The sequence below is a fragment of the Phyllobacterium sp. 22552 genome (assembly GCF_052044585.1).
Lineage (GTDB): Bacteria > Pseudomonadota > Alphaproteobacteria > Rhizobiales > Rhizobiaceae > Phyllobacterium > Phyllobacterium ifriqiyense.
On record NZ_JBQENG010000011.1, the window covers coordinates 49167 to 72211 of the forward strand.

The following is a 23045-nucleotide window of genomic DNA, read 5'->3' on the forward strand; positions in this document are numbered from 1 at the left end:
GGTGCTGATCCGCAATGCCAAACTCGTGACGCGAGATGAGCACGGCAAGCCCATGCTGACCGCAGAAAGCGATTTGGATGTTATTCCCGGAGCGCGGGCAAGAATGAAGGGTCTCAAGGAGGAAGACAGGCCTTCGGGAAATCCCACGCGGGCAATCAATCCGACGCCTGCCAGCGTTTATGGCCACGGAAAACGGCTATAGGATTCCGGGGCTGAACATCGACCTCGCTCCCTATCATAGGAATTGAGACAGTATGCGAAGACATGTTAAATTTGGCCGAACTTCTCTTGGCAAGGTTCGATCAGCAGCTGTTATGCACCCTGTTTGGTTTTCACTGTGAAAACGGGTGCGGCAGCACAAGTGGAGGCGATTGAATTTCAACAAGTCGCTTCTCGAACATTTCCGTTGGCTTCGCCCCCAGGCATGGATCAATTCTGCCGTCAGTGCTGCAGCGCGGAGCAGCCAATGGCTGTTCCCGATTTGGTTACTAGAAACGGTACCATTGGGTAGCCGGAAAACTGGAAATCACTGAAAGTCTGCTGCTTGATGGCACCGGGCAGTGCCAGAAATCGACCGCAACACTTTGCAAGGCGTGCGTTTCGCTATCGATGATGGAACCGGGTACTACTCGTTTGGGAAGGGGTGCAGGACATCGGCGTCGACCGGATCAAGCTCGACAAGGTTATTGTGACGAACCGGTCCGCAGCGGGACTCATTGCCGACATAATCTGTATGGCCCGTGCGAAGGGCCTGAAAATCACCGCTAAAGGCGTTGAGCCAGCAGAGCAAAAAGAATACTCGGCTCGCTGCGGCTTCGCTAATTCAACATTTTTATATTGAGACGATAATAATATTATTTTCTTTCTTTCGAGATGCGGGAGGTTCTGATGATTGAAACACGCTTGCTACGGCAGTTCATTGCCGTCGCTGAGGAACTGCATTTCAATCGCGCGGCGCTACGGCTTCATATGGCACAGCCGCCACTGAGCCAGGCAATCCGCCGGCTTGAAGCCGAGGTTGGCTTTAACTTATTGGAGCGCACGAACCGTAGCGTTGCCTTGACGCCAGCTGGCGCTTCCTTCCTGCAAACGGCGAGGGAGATCCTGCTCTCACTTGATAACGGGCTCGCGCGCACTCGGCGCGTCGCCAAAGGTATCGATGGCCACATAACAATGACCTTCATCAATATTGCGCCCTATTCGTCGCTGCTGCGGGCGCTGCGAACCTTTCGCGGCGCCCATCCTACCGTTGAGTTCACCATGCGTGAGGCTCCGACACATGAGCAGGTCAAGGCTCTGGAATCTGGTGTGGCCGACATCGGAATTCTGCGTTCACCGGGCACCACTACTCCCGAATTGTGTTATGAAACTATATTTTTTGAACCCTTCGTTGCTGCATTACCCGCAGGGCATAGACTACAGTCACATGACTCCATCCCGCTGAACGCACTCAGCTCTGAATCTTTCGTGGCTTCGTCCAGAGCACTGGGTCAGGGCTTCCACGACCAGATCATAAGTCTTTGCCAGGCCGCCGGTTTTTCGCCCAGGATTACTCAAGAAGCGCGGCGCTTGCCGACCTTGATAGCTTTGGTCGCGAGCGGTTTTGGCGTTGCATTGGTGCCGTCGTCGCTGGCATCGAATGCACGCGGGGACGTTGTATTTCGCCCCATCAGCGTTGATGCGCCTGATAATATCCGTCATCTCAAATTGCTGATGGCCTGGAATCGTGGCCAGGCCTCGGCAGTTCGGGATCGACTGATCGATGAGATCAGAGGCAGCATGGGCCCTGACGCTTCGAACAAGACTTAGATCGTCTTATTTCGGGACATATAAGATATTTTACGAGCTGCTCCGAAACCGCTACTCCGGCATCCCGGCTTTGCGCCCATGTTGTGGTTTTTCCGAGATCGTCAGGATATTCATATGCCCCTTGCCGTCTACATGTTTTCCCTGTGCACGTTTGCATTTGGCCTTTCTGAATTTGTCGTAGCGGGTCTGGTATCTGCAGTCGCCATTGACCTTCATGCTGACATCGGGATCGTTGGTACCGTCATTGCGACCTATGCCTTTGGTGCCACGATTGGAGCGCCTCTGTTGACGGCACTTGTCTCGCATTGGCAGGAAAAGCACGTTCTGATCCTGGCGATGGTCATTCTTGCCGTGGGAAGCCTGGCAATGTCGGTTGCGCCTGATATTTTTACTCTGCTTGTAATCAGGTTCGCTGTTGGTCTCAGCCATGGGGTTTTCATGGCGGTTGCTTCAGACGCAGCAACAAAGCTCACCGATCCGGCAAAGGCCGGGCGAGCCGTCTCGGTCGTTTGGATCGGATTGACGCTTGCCCTCGCGCTAGGTGTTCCCCTGGGCACTTACCTCGGGAATATTTGGTCGTGGCGTGTCATTTTCATATTCATCGGCGTTCTGGGTGTACTGGCAGGAGCAGGGTTATTAATCTTCATGAACGGCAATGCACGTGATAGCCATACAACAACTGGTCGAGGGGCTTGGGCTGCCATCAGAGCGATTATTCATCCGCAATTGATGATTGCGGCAGGCGTCGGTGTTCTGGTCAGCCTTGCGACCTTTTCGTTCTTTACGTTCGTTGCCCCATATCTGCTGGAGATAACGGACGCTGACATTCAGGGGCTCAGTGCGGCAATGCTGTTGTTTGGTTTATGTACAGTCGCTGGAAATCTCATCGGTGGCTATATCGTCGATAAGACGGACGTTAATCGGAGTGTTATGATCGGGATTTTAGGACTGGGCCTCAACCTTACGGGTCTCTATCTGTTCAACAACTCACAATTTACAATGGTGCTGCTCATCGGGCTATTGGGGGTTTCCTTCTTTTCCACCGTTACGATGCTCACAATTCGTCTTTTGAAAGTGGCGCAACGTTACGTTCCCGGATCAACAGCAGTCGCTGCCGGTCTCAATATTGCGTCCTTTAATTTGGGAACTGCTCTTGGCGGTGTGCTCGGCAGCGCGACAATTGCCAGCGGGAACTTGCCGCTCATTCCCCTGGCCGGCGCATTTGTGGCAGGGGTCGCAGTTCTGATCCTTGCAGTACAAATGCGACGTGCAAAGTGGGAAACCGAGTGGATGCGGTAGATGTTGCTTTTGCCTTGCGGCTCGCCAGTGCCGGTCCTGAAAGCAGGCCTTGCATGCAGATCTTGGACCGGCCGATGCGAATAAGCGGGACCGGCGAACGGTTTCTGCCCTTCCATGTCGTCTAGCGGGCTGAATTGGGTTCTGTTGCAAGAATCTGATTTGAACAGATGCGTGTCAACTCCGGACGCAGTTCAGCAAAGTGTGCGATCTAGCTAACAGAATGGGATACGTTGCCGCCCGCAGCCAATACCTCAAACAGACGTCGCAATTCGTGCGTGGTGCTATTAAAAGCGGACATGGAATTCTCCATGAGCCAGATTCAGAAGGTGCACGTTGCTCAAGATCAGACCTGCCAAACACGGTGATGCAAAGGCGCTCACCCAGTTGATGCATCAATCGAGTGCCTATGAAGGCAACTACGCCAGCATTCTGGACGGCTATGCCATCACGCCCGCCCAGCTAGACGCAGAAGTTTTCTACGTCGCCGTCCTTCAGGACGCTATAGCGGGCTTCTACAGCCTAACGCTAACCGACGAACCGGAATTGGACCTCATGTTTGTTGCCGATCACGCTCAAGGAACGGGAATAGGTGCGAAGCTATTTCAACACATGGTGGCTGAGGCAAAGCGACGTGGTATTCCTTCAATTAAGATTGTCTCCCACCCACCTTCTGTCGGGTTCTACCAAAGGATGGGGGCCACGATCGTTGGAACTAAACTGCCAACAATGAAGGTGACTTGGGCGCGCCCAATATTGAACCTGGCAATCTAACCTTTCAGAGTAGGGTGCGGATGGCTTATTTTGCAAAATGGACGCAATGAAAGTGGATAGTCGGTATTCCACCACCGCAAATCGACTTCGTTATAGCTATTAAACGACAGCTTTGCTTAACAAGCGATCCTGATTGAAATGGCCGGAATGCGGGCGCAAAGCCATTATCGCATCAGCACGTGTGCTTATAGATCCTTGAACCCTCAATATGCTCGGGCAGCTTGTACAAAAGTGCTGAGATAGCTCGCGAGTTGCGTCAGCCGTTCTATCATGCAGTCCGCCATTCATTATAATTCGATCAGTGCATAATCTTTGCAATAGTTTAATGGGTATTATAGACATCTGCGCTACAATCGAAATCGTTGAAAATTAGCCTCTTATAGGCATTTTCAAAGGAAGGTTTTGCTGACAGGACTTGTAATAGAATAAATGCCCAATCCTCAGTAAGGATGCTCAAGTTCTGCCTGTTGGGAGGTAGGTTCGATGTCGTTCGGGCCTATCACTTGGTTTACCGTTTTAATGATGGAGACCGGCGGGGTGTAAGGGTGCAGAATGAATGTCTACTATGAATGTGTTGCTACCGGATACAACGAAAGATTGGGTCGAATCCCAGGCAAAGACCGGGCACGCTAACCGCGACAACCGCCTGTTCTGAATTATTAGACGATTGATTTGCCACGTCGATACTTTCCGCAGGAACAGGTGCCGAACCAGCGGTGATGATAAAGACTATCGGAAGTTCAATTTCTATAGATCGGTGAATGCAACGACCGAAAACGCCCCCCTCAGATTAGAACCACTTGGTTCTGGCGTGCGTTATAGCCAAAAAGGTCGGATTAGGGGGGCGCTCCAGGAGCACCTCCCTCGTTCATTTAGCAACGATAAAGACTAGCACTAAACCGTCATTTTTGAATACATGTTGAGACGGTGTCTTTTGTACACTCGTCAAGGCCCGTGAAGACCGGATCTTCAACGGTTTTTCCTTCTATAAGATCAATCATAACGGATGGTGCTTTGTAGCCCATCTCGAATGGACGCTGACCAACCAAAGCGGTTACCAAGCCCTCACCCGCAATAGCAACCTCATCTCCGATAGTATCTGCAGCCGATATGACGAAGTCGTTACTCGCAATCCTGTCTTTCAATGGCCGAACCAGGTCCCGGTAAGGTTGCGGCGCGCCGAACAACGGCCAGCCACCTTCAATCGCAAAAGCATCTAGATCCGGATTTGCGGCGAGGATGTCCGTCATTGCCTGAACACCTTTAGCTCCATCATCGTTGGTAAATACCGGGCAGCCAGCGACTTCAGTCCAGCCGCCTTGCCCCTTCAACTCTTTCGCGCCTTTTTCCCCGGTTAGAGCATCGCGGGTACCCTGGGCACGGCGCAAAATGTTGTCAGCGCCAGGATTACCCTCGATCAAGCATATTTTTCCCCCGTTTGGCTTCGCCTTCTTAATGTACTCACCGATCTTAAATCCCATAAGGTAATTGTCTGTACCAAGATATGTCTTTCTCAAAGCGGAGTCTTCGGCAGCAAGATCTGCATCCAGGGTCATAATGGGTATCGTGGGGCTTGCCGTTTTCAGGGTCTGTGCGATCAGCTTGGCATTTGAAGGCGAAATTGCCATCGCCACCGTGTCAGATTTGCCAAGCATATCCTGTACAATCTGGGCTTCTCCCGCCTCATCAGAGGTAGACGCTGGTCCAGTGTAAAAACACTCGTATTCTGAATTGGCATTTTCACTATTCCATTTCTGGCAGCCCTGATTGATTGCCTCGAAAAATGGGTTGTCCAAACCTTTTACGACGATTACCAGTTGTTTTTTTGCGAAAGCGGGCACGACGTTAAGGGCCAGTGCAGCCGCAGCAATAAGTAATAGCGATTTTTTCATTAGTTCCTCCCTTTAGTACGTTGAATGATGCACGATACTCTATTTCGGAGTGGGCGCGCTCGCATGTGTTCGCACGATATTTCTGGGCTCAATCAAACAAAATACGTCTGTGTCAAAAGATGAAGCGGAGTGTTTTTATATGCGGGAAATTGCCTGCGCTTGCCCAAGGCCGGCGCGAACTCCCGCTCGGCCTGCCAAATTCTCCTCCCTCAGCCAGCTAATAACGATCTGAGCGAGCCGTCAATCTTTATTTATCGTATAAAATGACTTTTGGGCCATTCGTAGATTGACGCTTATCTCGTGGTTTGCATAGATGTCGTCGTTGTCTGGCCTCGGGAGGAGACTGGTCGAAACACCTGCGACTTGCGAAAACGATCCGTTTAATCGGGCCTGCGGTCGATAGGAAAGGGGAGGTGGAGCAGTGGCAGTTCTCGAACTTGCAAACGTCTCACGACATTTCGGTGCTATTCAAGCCGTCAACGATGTATCTTTTACCATTGAACCGGGTGAGGTCGTCGGTCTCATGGGCGACAATGGGGCCGGCAAGTCGACTTTGGTGAAAATGATTGCGGGCAATTTTCGACCGAGCGAAGGAGTGATGCGAATGGATGGGCAGGAGCTCATTATGAACCGCCCGGTAGACGCGCGTCGGCATGGTATTGAAATTGTCCATCAAGACCTGGCGCTTTGTGACAACCTTACAGCCGCTGCCAATGTATTCCTTGGTCGCGAGTTGCGCCGGGGCATATGGCCTTTGCGTATACTGGACTATGCTGCGATGTACCGACGTTCCGGACAAATATTTGCTGAACTAAAGTCGGAAACGCGGCCCCGGGATCTGGTCAAACAGATGTCTGGAGGACAACGGCAGGCGGTAGCAATTGCTCGAACACGACTATCCGATGCCAGACTCGTTCTGATGGATGAGCCAACTGCCGCGATTTCAGTTCGACAGGTCGCTGAAGTACTCAACTTAATCAGGCATTTACGGGATCAGGGAATAGCCGTGGTTCTCATCAGCCATCGCATGCCCGATGTATTCACCGTTGCAGACCGCGTAATCGTTATGCGGCGTGGTCGAAAAGTTGCGGACAAAGCAATAAAGGCGAGTTCGCCTGAAGAAGTAACGGGGCTCATCACCGGGGCAATTGAACAAGCTGCGTAAAGCGATGTTCATGTAGCTGAAGGAACGGACGTCATCATGGCTACCACGCTTGACCAAACGATTGACCAAAAACAGGAAAGTTGGCTATCTGCGAAACTGGGCAGCCAGACCTTTTGGGTTCTCGCAGCAGTAGTATTAGCCTGCATTTTTCTTTCTTTTGCTACAGATTCCTTTGCAACATCAAAGAACCTCTACAATATCACGCGAAACGTGACGTTTGTGGCAATCATCGCACTCGGGATGACGCTCGTTATTATTACAGGCGGCATTGATCTATCTGTTGGATCTGTCCTTTGCCTTTGCAGCATGGTGCTGGGCGTGGTTATGCATGCTGGCTATAGTATTGAAGTGGGCATCATTGCATCAATTGCAACCGCGCTCGTCATTGGTGCTTTCCATGGTGTTCTGATTGCGTACTTAGGAATGCCGCCGTTTGTTGTTACGCTCGGCATGTTATCGATCGCCCGCAGTCTGGCGATGGTTGCTTCAGGCAATACGGTGGTGTTCGAATTCGGTCCGGATCAGGCAAAACTCCTTTCTCTTGGCGGCGGGGCTTGGTTCTTCGGCATTGCGAATCCGGTCTTGTACATGATTGTACTGGCATTGCTGACAGGTTTTATTTTGCGGTGGACCCGGTTCGGCCGGCATATCTATGCCATTGGCGGAAATGAGCATGCCGCCACATTGACGGGTGTTCCCGTCCGCCCGATCAAGGTTGCGGTTTACATGATATCATCACTGTCAGCCGGCATTGCAGGTATCATTCAAACTGGATGGCTTGGCGCGATAACGACAAATATCGGTTCAGGCCTGGAGTTGCAGGTCATTGCAGCGGCGGTGATCGGTGGGGCCGCGCTGGCCGGAGGCGTTGGAACTGCCTTGGGCGCATTGGTGGGGGCAGCTTTGATTGAAATCATTCGCAACAGCCTCGGCTTGCTCGGTATCAACGCATTCTGGCAGGGTTGTTTTATAGGCGGGGCAATCTTGGTGGCAGTGCTGTTCGACCGACTGCGTAAGTTCCGGCAAAATCAATAGGGAAGTCAAAGTATGAGTAAGCGGATTGTTTTCACAGGCGGTACAGGAAAGGCCGGTCGTCACGTCGTGCAATATTTGGCTGACAAAGGCTACGACATCTTGAACGTGGATCTGACGCCGTTAGACCATCCCAGCGTGAACACACTGGTGGCGAACATTACTGACAGCGGGCAAATGTTCAATGCCTTGTCCAGCCATTTCGGATTTAATGGCTTTGAAAGTGGCAAAGGTCCGGCACCAGTGGATGCCGTGGTTCACTTTGCCGCTGTTCCGCGGGTCCTGATCAGACCCGATAACGAGACCTTTCAGATCAACACTATGGGAACCTATAACGTTATCGAAGCGGCTGTTAAGCTTGGCATACGAAAGATCGTTATTGCGTCGAGCGAGACAACCTATGGTGTATGTTTCGCCGAAGGTGACAAGGATTTTCATCATTTTCCCCTTGAGGAAGATTACGACGTTGATCCCATGGACAGTTATGGCCTGTCAAAACTCGTTAATGAAAACACGGCACGAGCATTCGCCGCACGATATGGTGCCGATATTTATGCACTCCGGATAGGCAACGTTATCGAACCTCACGAGTATAAATTGTTCCCGGATTTCCTGGCCAGGCCAATGTCGCGCAAACGAAACGCGTGGAGTTATATTGACGCTCGCGATCTTGGCCAGATTGTGGATTTGGCGATACGCAAAGATGGTTTGGGCTTTCAGGTTTTTAATGCCGTAAATGACACGATCACGGCTTTGCTTCCAACGCGCGAGTTTCTCCAGCGGTATTGCCCTGGTACAACGCTGCGCCGTGAAATGGATGAGTTTGAGGCGCCTTTATCCAATCGGAAAACGCGGGAAGTCCTGGGTTTCAAAGAGAATTTTAACTGGCGAGACCTGGTGCCTGAATCGGAACTGTAGCTTGGGACGCCTGGTCGTCTTTGTGCGAGTAAGATTACCGCACGTTTTGTGCGGCCAGGTCGCATCGATTTAACCAAGCAATACGCTGGGTGGAGCGCCACGGGGGAAAAATGACTGAGGACCGTTGATACATTCAGGATTATTTTGAACCGTCGAAACCCTCGTTTGTCTCGGACACTTGCGTCATATAATAACGTGTAGCGGCGACGGTTCTTTCACGGCGCAACCACTGACGGTTGCCATGACAGTTTTTGGGCCGGGAAAGTCAGGATGGTCGATGCTGCCGGATCAAATCTTGAGGCGACCAACATGCTTAAGGGTTTCTGAACGTGATTTGTACGGAATCGGCTGCGTCGCCCCGCACGAACGTCGCGCCTATCGATGAATGGGGTCCTTCCACAGGACGCCTTCCGGTCTTTCCACCGCTTCAATATCAAGATTGACGACAATGGGATCCTGGCCGGAGCGCACGAGCACGCATTCGAGTGTCTCGTCTTCACTCGCATTGATTTCCTGATGCGGCACAAAGGGCGGAACATAGATGAAATCGCCAGGCCCGGCTTCCGCGGTAAACTCGAGACGGTTCCCCCAGCGCATGCGAGCCTTGCCCTTGACGACATAAATGATGCTTTCAAGATCGCCGTGGTGATGGGCGCCGGTTTTGGCATTGGCATGGATTGTTACCGTTCCAGCCCAGATTTTCTCCGCACCAGCCCGCGCGTTGTTGATGGCCGTCGCGCGGTTCATGCCAGGCGTCTGGGCCGTATTGGGGTCCAACTGGTTACCAGGAATGACCTTGACCCCGTTGTCGCGCCAGTCAACCTCCTGATGGGGGTGTTCGTCACCGTGCGCATGGTCATGATGCTGGGGGTGATTGTGGTCCTTTGACAATGTCATTTTCTCGATCACGATGGTTTAAGCGGCAGCAGGTGCGCAAAAGAGGGCCCATGGTTTTGATGAGTCCAGGCTAGTCCGGACAAGCCAGACTTGGCCGAAACCGGCAAAGCGGACTGAACCTGCCCGGTAGCTTATACTAACATAAAATTCTAACACAGGGAGGGGCACCTTTCGCAACCGCAATTTCTGACCGCCGTGTAACCGGTTCGCTTAGCCTGGCATATCTTCAGCGCGGTGCAGCCTCAGATCAGGGGAACGATCACAATGTGGAAGGAGCGGGGGCGCTGTTCTTCTAATCCGTTGACCATACGGTGGCGGATGTGGGACTCAGTGACATAGGCAATTCCATCATCGGTAACCATAAGGTTGACGGGACTGTTCAGATCCTCCGCGATCACCTCAATCTTGCGTTGACCAGCGACAAGCGGTTCGGCGATCCGCAATACCCGACCGTGACCGCCAGCCCCAAATTGCCCCACGCCTGCTGGCCTTCATGCGCGCCTATCCAGACTTACAGTTCGATTTGCACTTCAGTGATCATGTGGTTGACCTCATAAGTGATCGCTTTGACGCCGCCGTTCGCATCGGTGCGAGCGAAAGCTGCGGCGATTATCGGGTGAAGAAGATCGCTGAGAACGACCGTTTCCTAGTAGCCTCGCCATCCTACGTCGATGCTCATGGCAGCCCTACGCACCCGGACGAGTTGCAATCCCACAGTATCCTGCATTTCTCAACGTTCATTCACGGCGCACGATGGAGACTGAACGAGCCGAACAGTTTGTGGAAGTTTCGGTCGATCCCATCATGCACTCGGACAATATCGCTGCTTTGCACCATGCGCGCTCGATGGTCGAGGCATCGCCATTCTTGCGAGCTTCGTCGCCAATGCAGACCTGGCCACTGGACGGCTGGTGCCTGTGATGGAAGGATACCAGCCAATATCAAGCACGGTCTCGATCATCTATCCTCGTGCGCCAATCGTCCCAAGGAAGGTGCGAGCCTTCATCGACTTCATGACCACAGAATTCATACAAATAACTTAGAGACTGAAGCACGGTTTACCTTGTCTCCGGCGCATTGATAACACTTCTGGCTGATGTGTTTGTGCTTTACCTCAGACCAAGAATTTCCACTGGCACATGAGCGGTCGCATTTCCGCTATTATCACCTGATGTTAGATGAGCAGGCGAACAGATATTCGCGAAGACGGATGCATCGCCGAGCGGGTCCGTAAAATTGACGGCATGACCACCTGTTCGATCGGCCATATCTCCAAAGCGAAGCGTCTGCTCGAAAATGATGCTGATTTCGTAACACTGCGAGACTTGCTGGCTAAACGTCGCGAGGACAAGGTAGCACTGGTTTCGTTGATGAAGGAGACGCACAATCTTTGCGACGGCATGGCAATACAGTGACCGCCAGCCTCCCAAACCGGGGTTAAATCTAAAGCAAAACTTTAGCCAGATCTGGCCGTTTTGCCACATTAGCGAACGGCGATCGCCGCGGCCGCTCCTGCCATCATGCCAGCGCTCGTACGATTGGCAATCATCATAGCCTTGCGGTGTTTGAGCAGGCGTCGCGTCTGCGCCGCAGCTACAGTCCATGCAACATCAATGGACACGACGACGACCAACATCGTCGCAGTGAGCTCGAACCAACCGACTGTCGAAATGGCATCGAGATCGACAATCGTGGGTAACAGAGCAACATAGAACATCATCGTTTTTGGGTTGCCCATCGTAACAGCAAAGCCTGCTGCAAAAAGTTTTGCCTTGGATATTTCGCCAGGCACGGTCTGACCAGTGAGGAAAACTGGGGCGTTCCACATCTTCCATGCCAGGTAGAGAAGATAAGCCACGCCGATCCATTTGACGATAAGGAACAGCGGTTGGAACATTTGAGCGAGGACAGATAAGCCGCACACCGCCAGCGCAAGCCAAATCGCTTCGCCAAACCACATTGCAGCCAAAAACGGCAAGACGCCTCTATAGCCTGTGGCAATAACCCTTGACACCAATGCCGCCACGCTTGGTCCTGGAGACGCAGATGCGATTGCCAGCGCTACGGCGAATACAAGAATTGATGTAAATTCCATTCTAAACTCCAGACCGATTTAAGTGCGACCAGACGTTATGGCTCTCCTATTAAACTTCACCCTCAATCCCGGTGATATCAGAAGCAAAGAAGGGGCGCATGAACGTCCTTTCGTGCCTTATTACACATCCACTTTCATCTCGGATCCGATCGACTTTAATGAACCGAGCATCAACCCCAAACAAGGAACGAAATCGTTCATACGAAGCCAGACCATCAAAACTAAACAAAGCGAGAGCCTTATCGCTGGCTCCTTCCGAAGGTAGAAAATAACCGTGATGTGTGCCTCCGTGTTCGGTCACGAGATAAATCCAGGCTGACGCGAACTTCTCAAATATCTCGATCTTTGTCGGATCGATCTCATAGTTAACAACACAGGTGATCATAAAATTTCCTCTCGTACGACGAAGTGCCAGAGTGTTGCGGTTTGATTCCTTAACCGACGTCTGACACAGAGGTTCCGAAGGGATTTGAATTAGAGATTTCACGCATTCAATTTTGGAGTGCACAAACGGGTTAGCCCACCGGTCACTGTCGACTTCCAAGCGTTTCATATCATTGGTTCATTGTTGGGACGCATCTTGTGTCCTCTAACAGTCCCGTCGGATTCCGATCAAAACGAATACGCCGTAGTCCAGCGACAATATTTGCAACGGGAAAGCAGCCGCAAAGACCGTCCCATGCTTCGGCGCCTCGGGGAAGAAGGCGAGCGTTGGCAGGAGAGTGGGAATTCGCTCGGCTCTTGGCTACTGGCCGGCGGCTAGTCGCGATAGAAGTACGGGGCGGCCGGCTCGAGATTGTCGATTTAACGACGAACGCTCACCCGCCAGGAAACCCCGACCGGCTGGTTGCTCCGCGATTGAATGACGGATATCCTGCGGACTCATCAGAGCAGTCAATGATAAAAAAGATCAATGCGCGCGACTTCCAGCACACGCGGCCTCATCATTTTACGACCGACGATGGCTGGTTAGACTTTGTGAAAATTTCAGATTATCTTTTCGCCATGTCTGAGCCGCGTCACTGGAATGAAGGGCACTGATCCTGAACGTTGTCGCATCATCAACGTAAGATATGCTGGCGTACTGTGACAGCGCAAATGTCCGCTTCCGGGAAAGCCACCTCATCGCTGCAACGGCGAAAGCGGGCACTTTACAATCCGGCAGATACCGGCCTCATTTCTGCCGTTAAAGTGCGGACACGGTGTGCGAAGCTGCTATTGGCGTTACCGCCAGGCGCTGCCGTCAAAGACTCTTAATGAGTAGGCAATGATGCGTCGTTGGATAATGGTACCTGTCGTCTTTGCGCTGGTCATCGCCGGACTGTTCGGCATCTTGCGTTTGACCAACGCTAGAACCTTCCAGCTCTTTGGCGATCTCCTAGCCCGCGTCGACACTGATCAGGCCGTTGTGGCGCTTACCTTCGATGACGGTCCCACAACCGACTATACTCAACCCGTGCTCGAAATTTTGAAAGCGCACGACGTTAGGGCGACATTCTTCCTCACCGGGCGAGAGACTGCCCAGAATCCGGCAGGGGCCAAAGCTATCGCGGATGCCGGTCACGAGATCGGCAATCATTCCTGGTCGCATAATCGCATGATCTTCGTGAGCTCCGCAACGGTTCGCGAGGAGATCGAGAACACGGATGCTGCGATCCGTGATGCCGGGTATAAGGGCGAGCTGCATTTCCGTCCTCCATATGGCAAGAAACTCGTCGCATTGCCTTGGTATTTGGCGCAGAACGACCGCACCACGATCATGTGGGATGTGGAACCTGAAGCGGATCTGGTCACAGCTGCTGATCCCCAAGCTATGGCTGACTATGTGATTACCAATGCGACCAACGGCTCGATCATCATCATGCACGTTATGTACGAAAGCCGAGGGGCCAGCCGGCAGGCATTGCCCGCTCTGATCGATGGTCTCAAGGCGCGGGGCTTTAAATTTGTCACAGTTTCCGAATTGCTGGCGCTGCAACAGGGAAGTTCAAATTGAATAGAACTTAACAGGACGTCATTGCCGACAATGAGAAACGTCCGAATGTCTCGATTTCAGGCCGAACGGGTACCATTGTTAGTTTTAGGCTGTTCATGGCCCAATCAAGCGTCTCCTTTGCCGATGCTCTCCTCGCCCTCGGTCAGGTTTCCGAAACATTCGATAAGCATCTCAGTGAGGATTCTCACTTTTCTCGTGGGATACCGACCGGGCGGTCTCACGACGAAGATGGCGGCCGGTGGAACCGGATAACCTGTCATGATTGGCACCAATGCGCCCGACGAGATATGATCGGCGACGAGCGGTTCGGGTAGATAGGCGACCCCTATCCCCTCCAAAGCGGCCGCCACGAGCGATACTCCGTTGTCAGCTACGAAACGCCCTTGGGGGCGCACCAGGACAATCTTGTCGACATCCATAAATTGCCACGTTTCAGCTTCCCGCATGACCACCTGGTGATTCACAATCTCATCCGGTGTTACGGGAGCGCCGTGAGCCTCGACGTAGGCAGGACTTGCGACAAGTTTGCCAAAGAGTGGTCCCACACGTCTTGCGACGAGGTTGGAATCCTGAAGGTGGCCTACACGGATTGCGCAGTCAAAACCTTCTCCAACGAGATCTACGAAGCGATCAGTATAGGAAGAACTGATATGCAGTTGGGGGTGTCGGCGCGCCATCTGCGAAAGGACAGGAGCAAAATGCGTTGGACCAAATGACAGTGGTACGGCTATGCGCAGGCGGCCTCGAAGCTCACCGGCCGGCAACATCGTTTCCTTTGCGACATCCAGTTCGGTGGAAATCCGGGCTGCGTGCTCCCTGAATGTAACACCTGCTTCTGTCAGCGCTATACCACGGGTCGTCCTCGCAAGTAACTGTGCGCCAAGTTCCGCCTCGAGCTGGGTGATTCTCCGGCTGACCATCGACTTCGAAATGCCCAGGCGCAGCGCCGCTGACGATATCCCGCCGGCATCAGCGACCTCGATGAATATTCTCAGATCCTCAAGTTGCACATCGCGTTCCTTTTCCTGCAACACAGCGTCACACGATTTAGGTCTACCGGCTCGCAGAAGACAATGACAAGTTGGCTGCGGATGGCTCTCCGATGAGGGTATCCTCGCAACATCTCTTAACGAACCGCCAATATAGGATCTATATTCAATGACCTTTCGTAACGGCCTCAATTCTCTCCTTCGTCCCGAAGATTCCGTCCTCGTTCTGATTGATCATCAGCCTTACCAGCTAACTAACCTCAATAGCCATGATCCTCAGGCCGTCGTCAACAACACGACTGCGCTAGCAAAGCTGGCAAAAGCCTTCAATGTTCCGACCATCCTCACCAGCGTGATTGCGGACCGCGGCGGCAAGCTCTTCAAGCAAATCACAGACGTTTTCCCAGGGCAGGAAGTAATCGACCGGACCTGGGTGAATACGTGGGAGGACAAGAAGGTGGTGGACCTGGTGAAGGCGACCGGTCGCAAGCAACTAATCATCGCAGGTCTGTGGACCGAAGTTTGCGTAGCGATGCCAGCGATTCAGGCAGCTGGCGAAGGCTGGGATGTGACTGTAATCACTGACGCATCGGGCGGAAGCTCAACCGAATCTCATCAGGTCGCCATCCAGCGGATGATTGCGGCAGGCGTTAACATGATGACTTGGATGGCTCTTGCTGGCGAGTGGCAGCGCGACTGGGCTCGCACCGAGCACGTCGAAGAGCTGACCGAAGTGCTCATCTCGCACATGGCCGGCAGCGGCATTGCCTATCTGTGGGAGCAGCAGTTGCTCAATACCCCCGTCCCGACAACCAAAGGCGGCCATTAAATCCTTCCTGGGGTGATGGGGACATCGACGGTTGCGCCGCGACTAGCTGGGCGATCTGTCGATCCTCGTCATCTTCAATCGGTCTCAGCTCCGTTGCCGAGACGCCCAACCAGTCGGACGTGATGGCAGACTTTTTCCTGTGCCCCGCAACATCGGTTGCGCAATAGGCCGCAATGGTTGTGGTTTCAGCATGTGACAGCCGTCTTGTTCCGTCGCTGCATCGCGACCGGCTTTACAGGCTCGGATGCGGGAACCATTTCCCTACCGACAGGTTATGGTTCGGGCCGTCAGAGAGCTCCGGGTAGTGGAGGTTGGTGAGGGATAAAATGCCTTCTACGTTGATCCGAAATACCAGCTATGATGAAGCGGCACGGATATTGTCAATATGGTTTGTGACAAGCAGAAATCGGTACGACTATATGGATGTGCCGCCTGGAATATATGACGATTTTCGCCAGGCCTTTTCCAAAGGACGTTTCTTCAACCAGCACATTCGCGACGTGTATCGCTATCGCATCTACCGATCTTGAACGATATTTCCGGCGAAACCACCTCGATCAATCCACTGGAGTGGTCAAGGGCTCCGAAAGCATTGATGAGCGATAGTGCTGTTTGCTAGTTTGAATCTTAGCTTAACAAGCCAGCGGCATCTGTCAGACGACATCTTCACGGTGCGCAATGCGCCTGACTTCCTCAGCCGCAGCATCAAGAATACCTTCTGCCAAACTCTTGTCCCCCATGATACGGGAAAGCGTGACGGCACCAACCATAAGCGAAAGTATTGTCATCGCCTTGGCGCTGGGGTTGGAGCTCTTGGCTTCGTTCATCAGTTCATCCAGCACCTCAAAGTGAGCCGCTACTCCCTCTTCAAATGGGTGTCTCACTTCGTCACTCTGGCGCACCGCATCAGATCCCAGCGCCACCAATGGGCAGCCATCTGCCATTTCCTCGCGATGCCCCATTGAAAGATAGAACGACATCACTGCCTCCAGGGGATCGGAGCTTGTCGCGGCAGCTGTCGACCATCTGCGCGTCGCACTTTCCATGGCGCGGCTGGATGCCAGAGCAGCAAGGTGTTCCTTGGATGAGAATTGCTTATAGAATCCACCTTGCGTTAGACCGGCACCCTTCATCAGATCCTTCAAGCCAATTCCATCAAAGCCACGTTCTCGAAAGAGGCGGCTGGCAACGTTGATCACCTTTTCTCGATTTTCCTCTGCCTGCACGCGGCTCACTCTCATATTCGCCTCCGATTAGATTTCATTTGACATCTATGGCATATTTAGATTTAGGTCGCAATCTAAATTGTACGGATCGCTCGCCAAACCGAGAATGTAAAATGAAACGCAAATATGTCCTGATATCTGTAGGTCTTCTGGGAACGGTGGCGGTCGCTGCTTTTATCTTAATGTCCGAAACCACTGAACGGAAAGCCGATGCCGCGGATCCGAGGACGGTTGCACCGCTCGTAAGGGTGACAGAGGCGAAGAAGACTGCATCGGCAGAGCGGTCGTTTACCGGCACAGTCGCGTCACGGGTGCAAAGCAATCTCGGTTTCCGGGTGCCGGGCAAGATCGTCCAGCGGATGGTTGATGTGGGTCAGCAGGTTCGGGCAGGTCAGGCTCTGATGCGCATAGATGAAACAGATCTCCAACTCGCCCTTACGGCCAAGCGCAATACGGTCATCGCGGCGCGGGCTGTCCTGATCCAAGTACAGGCAGATGAGAAACGCTATGCGGCGTTGGTGAAAAATGGACTGGCTGCCACCCCACAACGTTATGAACAAGCCAAAGCAGCGCTCGACACGGCCTCGGCGCAGCTTGCGGCCGCTGAAGCTGACGCCAGTGTCGCAGAAAATGCAGCCACCTATAGCGTTCTACTTGCAGATGCAGATGGCACTGTCGTCGAGACGCTCGGAGATCCAGGACAGGTCGTGGCCGCGGGCCAGACGGTCGTTCAACTCGCGCAGGCTGGCCCGCGTGAAGCCGTTGTCTGGCTACCTGAGACGCTGCGGCCCGACATAGGATCCCAAGCTGAGGCCAGTGTCTATGGAACCGACGGTATCAGCGGAAAGGCGCGCTTGCGACAGATCTCCGATGCTGCCGATCCGCAGACCCGTACCTACGAGGCGCGTTACGTCCTCGATGGCGCCGCCGCCTCTGCCCCGCTCGGCTCGACGGTGACGATTAAAATCCTGGACGCGCACAGGCAGTCGGAGGTCGCAGTTCCGGTAGGTTCGATCCTGGACAACGGTGGGCGGACGGGTGTTTGGGTCGTCAACGGTGCCACCCTCACGGTGACGTTTACACCAGTCGAAATCAAACGGATCAGCGAGGAGATGGCATTTGTCACCGGTGTCAACATTGGCCAGAGGGTTGTCGCTCTTGGCGCGCATCTCCTGGAAAATGGCGCAGCCGTTAGAATTGCCCCGCAGCAAGAGGTGACAAAACAATGAGCTTCAACCTGTCAGCTCTTGCCGTTCGCGAACGTGCCGTCACCTTATTCTTTATCGTTCTATTGGCTGCGGCGGGGGCGTATGCCTTTGTCAAGCTGGGACGCGCCGAGGATCCTTCCTTTACCATCAAAACCCTGACGGTCACTTCCGTCTGGCCAGGCGCGACGGCGCGCGAGATGCAGGATCTTGTCGCTGAACCACTGGAAAAGCGCATCCAGGAACTGACCTGGTATGACCGTGTCGAGACGACGACACGGCCTGGCTACGCCTTCCTCACCGTCACCTTGAAGGATAGCATGCCCCCGGCCGCCGTCGAAGAAGAGTTCTATCAGGCGCGCAAGAAGCTCAGCGACGAAGCCCGCAATCTGCCTCCGGGCGTGATGGGCCCGTTCGTCAATGATGAATATTCCGATGTGAGTTTCGGTCTTTATGCATTGAAGGCGAAGGGGATGCCGATGCGGGACCTCGTGCGACAGGCTGAGGTCATCCGTCAAGATCTCCTGCACGTTCCGGGCGTCAAGAAAATCAACATCATCGGGGAGCGCCCCGAACAGATCTTCGTCGAATTTTCCTATGCCAAGCTCGCGACACTTGGAATATCGGCAACCGATATCGCCGCAGCTTTGCAAAGACAGAATACGGTCACGCCAGCTGGCTCCATCGACACGCGTGGGCCGCAGGTGTTCATCCGGTTCGACGGAGCCTATAACAGCGTGCAGGCGATCGCCGATACGCCGATCGTAGCGGCTGGGCGGACGCTAAAGCTCTCCGATTTAGCGGATGTGCGGCGCGGGTATGAGGATCCGGCAACATACATCATCCGGCATGAAGGTGAGCCGACAATCATGCTGGGCGCCGTGATGCAACAGGGCTGGAATGGTCTTGATCTCGGCAAGGCGCTTGAAGCGCGATCCGCCGCGATCGGGCAGACACTGCCGCTGGGCATGACGCTCACCAAAGTCAGCGATCAGGCTGTCAATATCGAAGAGGCGGTTGGCGAATTCATGCTCAAGTTCGCAATGGCGCTTGGCGTCGTGCTGTTTGTGAGCCTGGTTGCCCTCGGCTGGCGCGTCGGCATCGTTGTCGCACTTGCCGTGCCGCTGACGCTCGCCGTCGTTTTTCTCATCATGCTGGAAACCGGCCGGTTCTTCGATCGTATCACGCTCGGCGCATTGATCCTTGCGCTGGGCCTCCTCGTGGACGACGCCATCATTGCCATTGAAGTGATGGTGGTGAAGATGGAGGAGGGCATGGACCGTATCAAGGCGGCCGCTTATGCCTGGAGCCATACGGCAGCGCCGATGCTTTCCGGCACACTCGTCACAATCATCGGGCTGATGCCAGTAGGCTTTGCAAGATCGACTGCAGGAGAATATGCCGGTAACATATTCTGGGTCGTGGGCTTTGCGCTGATCGTTTCATGGTTTGTAGCAGTGATCTTTACGCCCTATCTCGGCGTCAAGATGCTGCCCGACATCAAGCCTGTAGAAGGCGGACCGCACGCAATCTATGACACGCCAAACTACCGTCGCCTGCGCTCCCTCATCGAGTTTGCGGTTCGCCATAAATTCATGACCTGCGCCGTGGTCGGCATCACAATGGCTGTCTCCGTCGTCGGGATGGGAGGCGTGAAACAGCAGTTCTTCCCGACATCGGATCGACCCGAAGTGCTGGTCGAAGTTCGTATGCCCGAGGGTACAAGCATCGAGACCACGACAGCCGCAGTGGAGAAAGTCGAAGGCTGGCTGCAAACGCAGCCGGAAACAAAAATCGTCACCAGCTATGTAGGGCAGGGAGCGCCGCGCTTCTTCTTTGCCATGGCGCCGGAATTGCCCGATCCTGCCTTCGCCAAGATCGTTGTGCTGACGCCCGATGCGCATGCGCGTGAGGATTTGAAGCATCGCTTGCGCCTCGCCATTTCCGAGGGACTTGTCCCAGAGGCATCTGTGCGCGTGACGCAACTTGTCTTTGGGCCCTACACGCCATTTCCGGTCGAGTTTCGGATCATGGGATCGGATCCGGATGAACTTTACAAAATCTCCGAGCAGGCTCTTGCTATCATGAAAAGTGTTCCAGATGTCCGCCAGGCCAATCGGGATTGGGGCAACCGCACGCCGGTGCTGCGGTTCGTTCCCGACCAGGATCGACTCAATCTGATCGGTCTCTCACCCTCCGAGGCAGCCCAGCAGATGCAGTTGCTGCTCAGCGGCATCCCTGTCACACAGGTGCGCGACAATATCCGCAACGTGCCGGTCGTTGCCCGAAGCGCAGGCGAGAACCGTCTTGATCCATCACGGCTTTCCGACTTTTCGCTGATGAGCAGGGATGGCCGTCAGGTCCCCCTTGATCAGATCGGCCGTTCTGAAATCCGGTTTGAGGAGCCGATCCTGAAACGACGCGACCGCACCCCTGTGATCACGATACGCTCAGACATCAACGAGGCCACACAACCCCCGGAGGTCTCCCAACAGGTCATGACGGCACTACAGCCGCTCATTGCATCGCTTCCCCTTGGGTACAGGATTGAGATGGGCGGCAATATAGAAGAATCCCTCAAGGCCAATGTCGCACTCGTCAAGATCTTTCCGGTTATGATTGCAGCCATGTTGATCGTCATCATTCTCCAGGTTCGCAGTTTGTCAACGATGACGATGGTCATGTTGACCGCACCCCTCGGACTTGCCGGGGTGGTCCCGACGCTGCTCGTCTTCAATCAGCCTTTCGGCTTCAACGCCATTCTCGGGTTGATAGGATTGGCAGGCATCCTCATGCGCAACACGTTGATCCTGACAGAACAAATCAAGGAAAATCAGGCAGCCGGTCTCAACGATTATAAAGCGGTCATTGAAGCGACAGTACAACGGACACGTCCGGTCATCCTCACTGCACTGGCCGCCATTCTCGCCTTCATACCCTTAACTCATTCTGTGTTCTGGGGATCGATGGCCTACACGTTGATTGGCGGAACGGCAGCGGGAACCGTGATGATCCTCCTCTTCCTTCCAGCTCTATACGCGGTATGGTTTCGGATAGAGCCAACGAAAGATAGCCGCCAGAGCTCGGCGTCGGTAGTTCCTGTATAATATCAGGATGGAATAAGGCTTTCGTATTCTGGCTTATCACTTAGTGAGGAGATTTATCGTTTTTTGGAACCACCTCGGTCTGTGGCATTTCGCTTTATTCAGCATGGTCACGGAGACAGAAGATTTCGATGGCCAATTCGAACACCACAACCAATCACGATAAAATTCGCAAGTGGGCAGAAGCGCGCAATGGCGGGCTCTCCATTGTCTGGACCCAGGGAAAGGGCGGAATTTTTCGAGATTTTTGATAATAGCAAATTGGCATTTCTTCATCCGGAAGAGACCGACGATGGCGCTCAGAGCCGGTTCAACAAATTTGTCAGCCGGGACTGACTGCAATTAATTATCTGCCGGACGTTAGGTGAATAATCCGTACCTTCTGAAGGGATGCTCTATTGCAGATTTGTATGGCGGTACTGCATGGCTTTATGCGCGTCCGGTATTCCAACTGTCATGCCCAATATTAGGCCATCGAGAATGATCAGGCTGCATTGTTCGAAAAGGCTTCCGCCAAACTGCGCAGTCACGTCTACAGGTACGTGCAATATGACATCAGCAATCTCAGCTAGTGGACTGCCCATTTTCCCCGTGAGTGCAACAACGGTTGCTCCCTCGGACTTGGCTATCCGGGCAAAACTCAAACCGACGGGTGTCTCGCCTGACGCCGATAGAATCAGAAGTCCGTCAGTTTTTCGGATTGAGGGCGCGGTTGCTTCACCCACAAAGTGAACCTTGCGCCCGATATGCATGAAGCGCATTGCAGCCATTTGCGCAGACAAACCGGAGCGACCTTGTCCGGCAAAGAACCAGCGGCGTTCGGAATTTGCGAAAACCTGTGCCAGGCGGTCAAAGGCGTTTGCGTCTATCTTCGATAAGGCTTCTGTTAATTCCTGACCAACAATCAGCCAGGGTCCTTGAGAAACAGTCATCGGCAATACCTTGGTAGAAGCGCGCGGTTGGGCATCAGCTGCGCCTGCGAGATTGCGTCAATGACAACGGGTAACGGACAGGGTGATATGCCATCGAACTGACATTCACCGGGCGATATTCGCTATCATAGGCAATTTGATCGAGAGTAAGCACAGCCGCAGGAAGATCAAGTTGCAGAAACCCGGCCTCTGATTCTGTCGCAAGCCGGGCACTCAGCGTTGATTGGCCACGGGCGGGAATGACACCATAGCGTTCTTTGAACTCGGCATAGAGCGACCTGTTTCCGGTGTTCCAGTCTATATCCAGAATGCCTGGTGTCAGTACCTCAGCAAACCAGTCGCGCTGAACGACAACCGGCAAATCATCAAGGAAGCGCAGCCGCTCGATGAAAACAACATTTGAACCTGAAGGAAGCCCAAGCGGACGCGTAATATCTGCGTCGGCTCGAATAATGTCTGCGGCGAGCAATTTCATGCCAGGCTTACGATTATTAGCCTCGGCCGTTTCGGTGAAGCTCCGTACGATCTCAATTTCATAAGTCGGTCGGGGCTCGGTGACGTAAATACCCTTGCCTGCGCGAGTTTGCAGAAAGCCGAGGTTCTCGAGATCCTTGACTGCTTGCCGAACGGTAATCCTGCTCACTCCGTACAATGCCACAAGTTCGCGCTCGGACGGCAGTTTGTCGTTGACCGAGAGTTTTCCGCTGTCGATCATATTTTTGAGGACAGTCCGTAGTTGGACGTAGAGTGGGTCGGGGTGGTTTCGATCGACCGGATTTATTCGGCCACGCCGGTGTGTTTCACTCATCTCGAATCTTCACCCGCTTTTTGGTGTCTGAGCTATCTGGCAGATTGCTACGCCTGTTGTCGAGGTTATTGAATACAA

The 23045-nt window shown here is 53.5% G+C and carries 24 protein-coding genes and 2 pseudogenes; 17 read left to right on the forward strand and 9 right to left on the reverse strand.

Annotated elements, in window-relative coordinates; genetic code table 11:
• The first annotated feature begins 1 nt into the window (after window position 1).
• From ACTJI9_RS21235 to ACTJI9_RS21255, 5 genes are all read left to right on the forward strand, one after another.
• Window positions 2-202, forward strand: coding sequence for a hypothetical protein (locus ACTJI9_RS21235; RefSeq protein ID WP_336441763.1), 201 nt, complete (start codon window positions 2-4; stop codon window positions 200-202).
• A gap of 441 nt (window positions 203-643) precedes the next feature.
• The gene (locus ACTJI9_RS21240) at window positions 644-841 is read left to right on the forward strand and encodes a hypothetical protein (protein WP_440810777.1); all 198 of its coding nucleotides are present in this window, start codon (window positions 644-646) and stop codon (window positions 839-841) included.
• A 47-nt stretch (window positions 842-888) separates the two neighbouring features.
• Entirely contained in the window at window positions 889-1809 is a 921-nt protein-coding gene (locus ACTJI9_RS21245) for a LysR substrate-binding domain-containing protein (RefSeq protein WP_336441765.1), read from the forward strand.
• A 114-nt stretch (window positions 1810-1923) separates the two neighbouring features.
• Window positions 1924-3108 (forward strand): MFS transporter, encoded by a 1185-nt coding sequence (locus tag ACTJI9_RS21250; RefSeq protein WP_440810779.1) that lies wholly within the window; start codon window positions 1924-1926, stop codon window positions 3106-3108.
• A gap of 333 nt (window positions 3109-3441) precedes the next feature.
• Complete coding sequence (locus tag ACTJI9_RS21255) at window positions 3442-3879, forward strand: GNAT family N-acetyltransferase (protein ID WP_440810781.1); 438 nt, start codon at window positions 3442-3444, stop codon at window positions 3877-3879.
• Window positions 3880-4781: 902 nt separating this feature from the next.
• Here the strand turns inward: ACTJI9_RS21255 and ACTJI9_RS21260 are convergent.
• Window positions 4782-5771 (reverse strand): substrate-binding domain-containing protein, encoded by a 990-nt coding sequence (locus ACTJI9_RS21260; protein ID WP_336441768.1) that lies wholly within the window; start codon window positions 5769-5771, stop codon window positions 4782-4784.
• 421 nt (window positions 5772-6192) lie between these two features.
• On the opposite strand from ACTJI9_RS21260, the gene ACTJI9_RS21265 reads away from it, so the two are divergent.
• The 3 genes from ACTJI9_RS21265 to ACTJI9_RS21275 are packed head-to-tail and all read left to right on the forward strand — an operon-like array spanning window position 6193 to window position 8886.
• Entirely contained in the window at window positions 6193-6936 is a 744-nt protein-coding gene (locus ACTJI9_RS21265) for an ATP-binding cassette domain-containing protein (RefSeq protein ID WP_440810783.1), read from the forward strand.
• Between the two features lie 36 nt (window positions 6937-6972).
• Entirely contained in the window at window positions 6973-7971 is a 999-nt protein-coding gene (locus tag ACTJI9_RS21270; protein WP_440810785.1) for an ABC transporter permease, read from the forward strand.
• Between the two features lie 12 nt (window positions 7972-7983).
• Window positions 7984-8886, forward strand: coding sequence for an NAD-dependent epimerase/dehydratase family protein (locus ACTJI9_RS21275; RefSeq protein ID WP_336441771.1), 903 nt, complete (start codon window positions 7984-7986; stop codon window positions 8884-8886).
• A 375-nt stretch (window positions 8887-9261) separates the two neighbouring features.
• Here the strand turns inward: ACTJI9_RS21275 and ACTJI9_RS21280 are convergent, their stop codons facing one another.
• Both ACTJI9_RS21280 and ACTJI9_RS21285 read right to left on the reverse strand, forming a co-directional pair.
• A complete protein-coding gene (locus tag ACTJI9_RS21280) occupies window positions 9262-9783 on the reverse strand; it encodes a cupin domain-containing protein (protein ID WP_440810787.1) in 522 nt (173 codons plus the stop codon).
• A 242-nt stretch (window positions 9784-10025) separates the two neighbouring features.
• Complete coding sequence (locus tag ACTJI9_RS21285; protein WP_336441773.1) at window positions 10026-10262, reverse strand: hypothetical protein; 237 nt, start codon at window positions 10260-10262, stop codon at window positions 10026-10028.
• 14 nt (window positions 10263-10276) lie between these two features.
• Between ACTJI9_RS21285 and ACTJI9_RS21290 the strand changes: the two are divergent.
• The 4 genes and pseudogenes from ACTJI9_RS21290 to ACTJI9_RS21305 all read left to right on the forward strand — a co-directional run.
• Window positions 10277-10459, forward strand: a pseudogene (locus ACTJI9_RS21290) (LysR substrate-binding domain-containing protein); the annotation flags it as partial.
• Window positions 10460-10536: 77 nt separating this feature from the next.
• Window positions 10537-10704 (forward strand): hypothetical protein, encoded by a 168-nt coding sequence (locus ACTJI9_RS21295; protein WP_440810845.1) that lies wholly within the window; start codon window positions 10537-10539, stop codon window positions 10702-10704.
• Window positions 10647-10826, forward strand: coding sequence for a hypothetical protein (locus ACTJI9_RS21300; RefSeq protein ID WP_440810841.1), 180 nt, complete (start codon window positions 10647-10649; stop codon window positions 10824-10826). Before ACTJI9_RS21295 ends, ACTJI9_RS21300 begins: the two co-directional genes overlap by 58 nt.
• 22 nt (window positions 10827-10848) lie before the next feature.
• Window positions 10849-11209: pseudogene (locus tag ACTJI9_RS21305) on the forward strand (Dps family protein); the annotation flags it as partial.
• Between the two features lie 57 nt (window positions 11210-11266).
• Here the strand turns inward: ACTJI9_RS21305 and ACTJI9_RS21310 are convergent.
• Together ACTJI9_RS21310 and ACTJI9_RS21315 are read right to left on the reverse strand one after the other, a co-directional pair.
• Window positions 11267-11878, reverse strand: a complete 612-nt coding sequence (locus ACTJI9_RS21310) for a LysE family translocator (RefSeq protein ID WP_336441774.1) — start codon at window positions 11876-11878, stop codon at window positions 11267-11269.
• Between the two features lie 49 nt (window positions 11879-11927).
• Window positions 11928-12263 (reverse strand): NIPSNAP family protein, encoded by a 336-nt coding sequence (locus ACTJI9_RS21315; protein WP_440810791.1) that lies wholly within the window; start codon window positions 12261-12263, stop codon window positions 11928-11930.
• Between the two features lie 882 nt (window positions 12264-13145).
• On the opposite strand from ACTJI9_RS21315, the gene ACTJI9_RS21320 reads away from it, so the two are divergent.
• Window positions 13146-13874, forward strand: coding sequence for a polysaccharide deacetylase family protein (locus ACTJI9_RS21320; RefSeq protein ID WP_336441776.1), 729 nt, complete (start codon window positions 13146-13148; stop codon window positions 13872-13874).
• 104 nt (window positions 13875-13978) lie between these two features.
• Here the strand turns inward: ACTJI9_RS21320 and ACTJI9_RS21325 are convergent, their stop codons facing one another.
• Window positions 13979-14884: a LysR family transcriptional regulator gene (locus ACTJI9_RS21325; RefSeq protein ID WP_336441777.1), complete on the reverse strand. Its 906-nt coding sequence runs from the start codon at window positions 14882-14884 to the stop codon at window positions 13979-13981.
• A 148-nt stretch (window positions 14885-15032) separates the two neighbouring features.
• Here ACTJI9_RS21325 and ACTJI9_RS21330 point away from each other — a divergent pair, with 148 nt between their 5' ends.
• Both ACTJI9_RS21330 and ACTJI9_RS21335 read left to right on the forward strand, forming a co-directional pair.
• On the forward strand, window positions 15033-15692 hold the full coding sequence (locus ACTJI9_RS21330) for a hydrolase (protein WP_115055651.1): 660 nt from the start codon (window positions 15033-15035) through the stop codon (window positions 15690-15692).
• A 326-nt stretch (window positions 15693-16018) separates the two neighbouring features.
• Window positions 16019-16222 (forward strand): KTSC domain-containing protein, encoded by a 204-nt coding sequence (locus ACTJI9_RS21335; protein WP_115055649.1) that lies wholly within the window; start codon window positions 16019-16021, stop codon window positions 16220-16222.
• Window positions 16223-16345: 123 nt separating this feature from the next.
• Here the strand turns inward: ACTJI9_RS21335 and ACTJI9_RS21340 are convergent, their stop codons facing one another.
• Window positions 16346-16933: a TetR/AcrR family transcriptional regulator gene (locus tag ACTJI9_RS21340; protein WP_440810795.1), complete on the reverse strand. Its 588-nt coding sequence runs from the start codon at window positions 16931-16933 to the stop codon at window positions 16346-16348.
• A 98-nt stretch (window positions 16934-17031) separates the two neighbouring features.
• On the opposite strand from ACTJI9_RS21340, the gene ACTJI9_RS21345 reads away from it, so the two are divergent.
• Both ACTJI9_RS21345 and ACTJI9_RS21350 read left to right on the forward strand, forming a co-directional pair.
• Window positions 17032-18147 (forward strand): efflux RND transporter periplasmic adaptor subunit, encoded by a 1116-nt coding sequence (locus ACTJI9_RS21345; RefSeq protein WP_440810798.1) that lies wholly within the window; start codon window positions 17032-17034, stop codon window positions 18145-18147.
• The gene (locus ACTJI9_RS21350; protein ID WP_440810800.1) at window positions 18144-21230 is read left to right on the forward strand and encodes an efflux RND transporter permease subunit; all 3087 of its coding nucleotides are present in this window, start codon (window positions 18144-18146) and stop codon (window positions 21228-21230) included. Before ACTJI9_RS21345 ends, ACTJI9_RS21350 begins: the two co-directional genes overlap by 4 nt.
• Before the next feature lie 392 nt (window positions 21231-21622).
• On the opposite strand, the gene ACTJI9_RS21355 is transcribed toward ACTJI9_RS21350, so the two are convergent.
• Both ACTJI9_RS21355 and ACTJI9_RS21360 read right to left on the reverse strand, forming a co-directional pair.
• A complete protein-coding gene (locus tag ACTJI9_RS21355) occupies window positions 21623-22159 on the reverse strand; it encodes an SIS domain-containing protein (RefSeq protein WP_337353285.1) in 537 nt (178 codons plus the stop codon).
• A gap of 34 nt (window positions 22160-22193) precedes the next feature.
• Window positions 22194-22967 (reverse strand): GntR family transcriptional regulator, encoded by a 774-nt coding sequence (locus tag ACTJI9_RS21360; RefSeq protein ID WP_440810804.1) that lies wholly within the window; start codon window positions 22965-22967, stop codon window positions 22194-22196.
• Window positions 22968-23045 lie beyond the last annotated feature (78 nt).

Coding starts and splice junctions, on each gene's coding strand:
- ACTJI9_RS21245 (WP_336441765.1), top strand. CDS start 889: ATGATTGAAACACGCTTGCTACGGCAGTTCATTGCCGTCGCTGAGGAA.
- ACTJI9_RS21250 (WP_440810779.1), top strand. CDS start 1,924: ATGCCCCTTGCCGTCTACATGTTTTCCCTGTGCACGTTTGCATTTGGC.
- ACTJI9_RS21260 (WP_336441768.1), bottom strand. CDS start 5,771: ATGAAAAAATCGCTATTACTTATTGCTGCGGCTGCACTGGCCCTTAAC.
- ACTJI9_RS21270 (WP_440810785.1), top strand. CDS start 6,973: ATGGCTACCACGCTTGACCAAACGATTGACCAAAAACAGGAAAGTTGG.
- ACTJI9_RS21275 (WP_336441771.1), top strand. CDS start 7,984: ATGAGTAAGCGGATTGTTTTCACAGGCGGTACAGGAAAGGCCGGTCGT.
- ACTJI9_RS21280 (WP_440810787.1), bottom strand. CDS start 9,783: ATGACATTGTCAAAGGACCACAATCACCCCCAGCATCATGACCATGCG.
- ACTJI9_RS21295 (WP_440810845.1), top strand. CDS start 10,537: ATGGAGACTGAACGAGCCGAACAGTTTGTGGAAGTTTCGGTCGATCCC.
- ACTJI9_RS21310 (WP_336441774.1), bottom strand. CDS start 11,878: ATGGAATTTACATCAATTCTTGTATTCGCCGTAGCGCTGGCAATCGCA.
- ACTJI9_RS21315 (WP_440810791.1), bottom strand. CDS start 12,263: ATGATCACCTGTGTTGTTAACTATGAGATCGATCCGACAAAGATCGAG.
- ACTJI9_RS21320 (WP_336441776.1), top strand. CDS start 13,146: ATGATGCGTCGTTGGATAATGGTACCTGTCGTCTTTGCGCTGGTCATC.
- ACTJI9_RS21330 (WP_115055651.1), top strand. CDS start 15,033: ATGACCTTTCGTAACGGCCTCAATTCTCTCCTTCGTCCCGAAGATTCC.
- ACTJI9_RS21335 (WP_115055649.1), top strand. CDS start 16,019: ATGCCTTCTACGTTGATCCGAAATACCAGCTATGATGAAGCGGCACGG.
- ACTJI9_RS21340 (WP_440810795.1), bottom strand. CDS start 16,933: ATGAGAGTGAGCCGCGTGCAGGCAGAGGAAAATCGAGAAAAGGTGATC.
- ACTJI9_RS21345 (WP_440810798.1), top strand. CDS start 17,032: ATGAAACGCAAATATGTCCTGATATCTGTAGGTCTTCTGGGAACGGTG.
- ACTJI9_RS21350 (WP_440810800.1), top strand. CDS start 18,144: ATGAGCTTCAACCTGTCAGCTCTTGCCGTTCGCGAACGTGCCGTCACC.
- ACTJI9_RS21355 (WP_337353285.1), bottom strand. CDS start 22,159: ATGACTGTTTCTCAAGGACCCTGGCTGATTGTTGGTCAGGAATTAACA.
- ACTJI9_RS21360 (WP_440810804.1), bottom strand. CDS start 22,967: ATGAGTGAAACACACCGGCGTGGCCGAATAAATCCGGTCGATCGAAAC.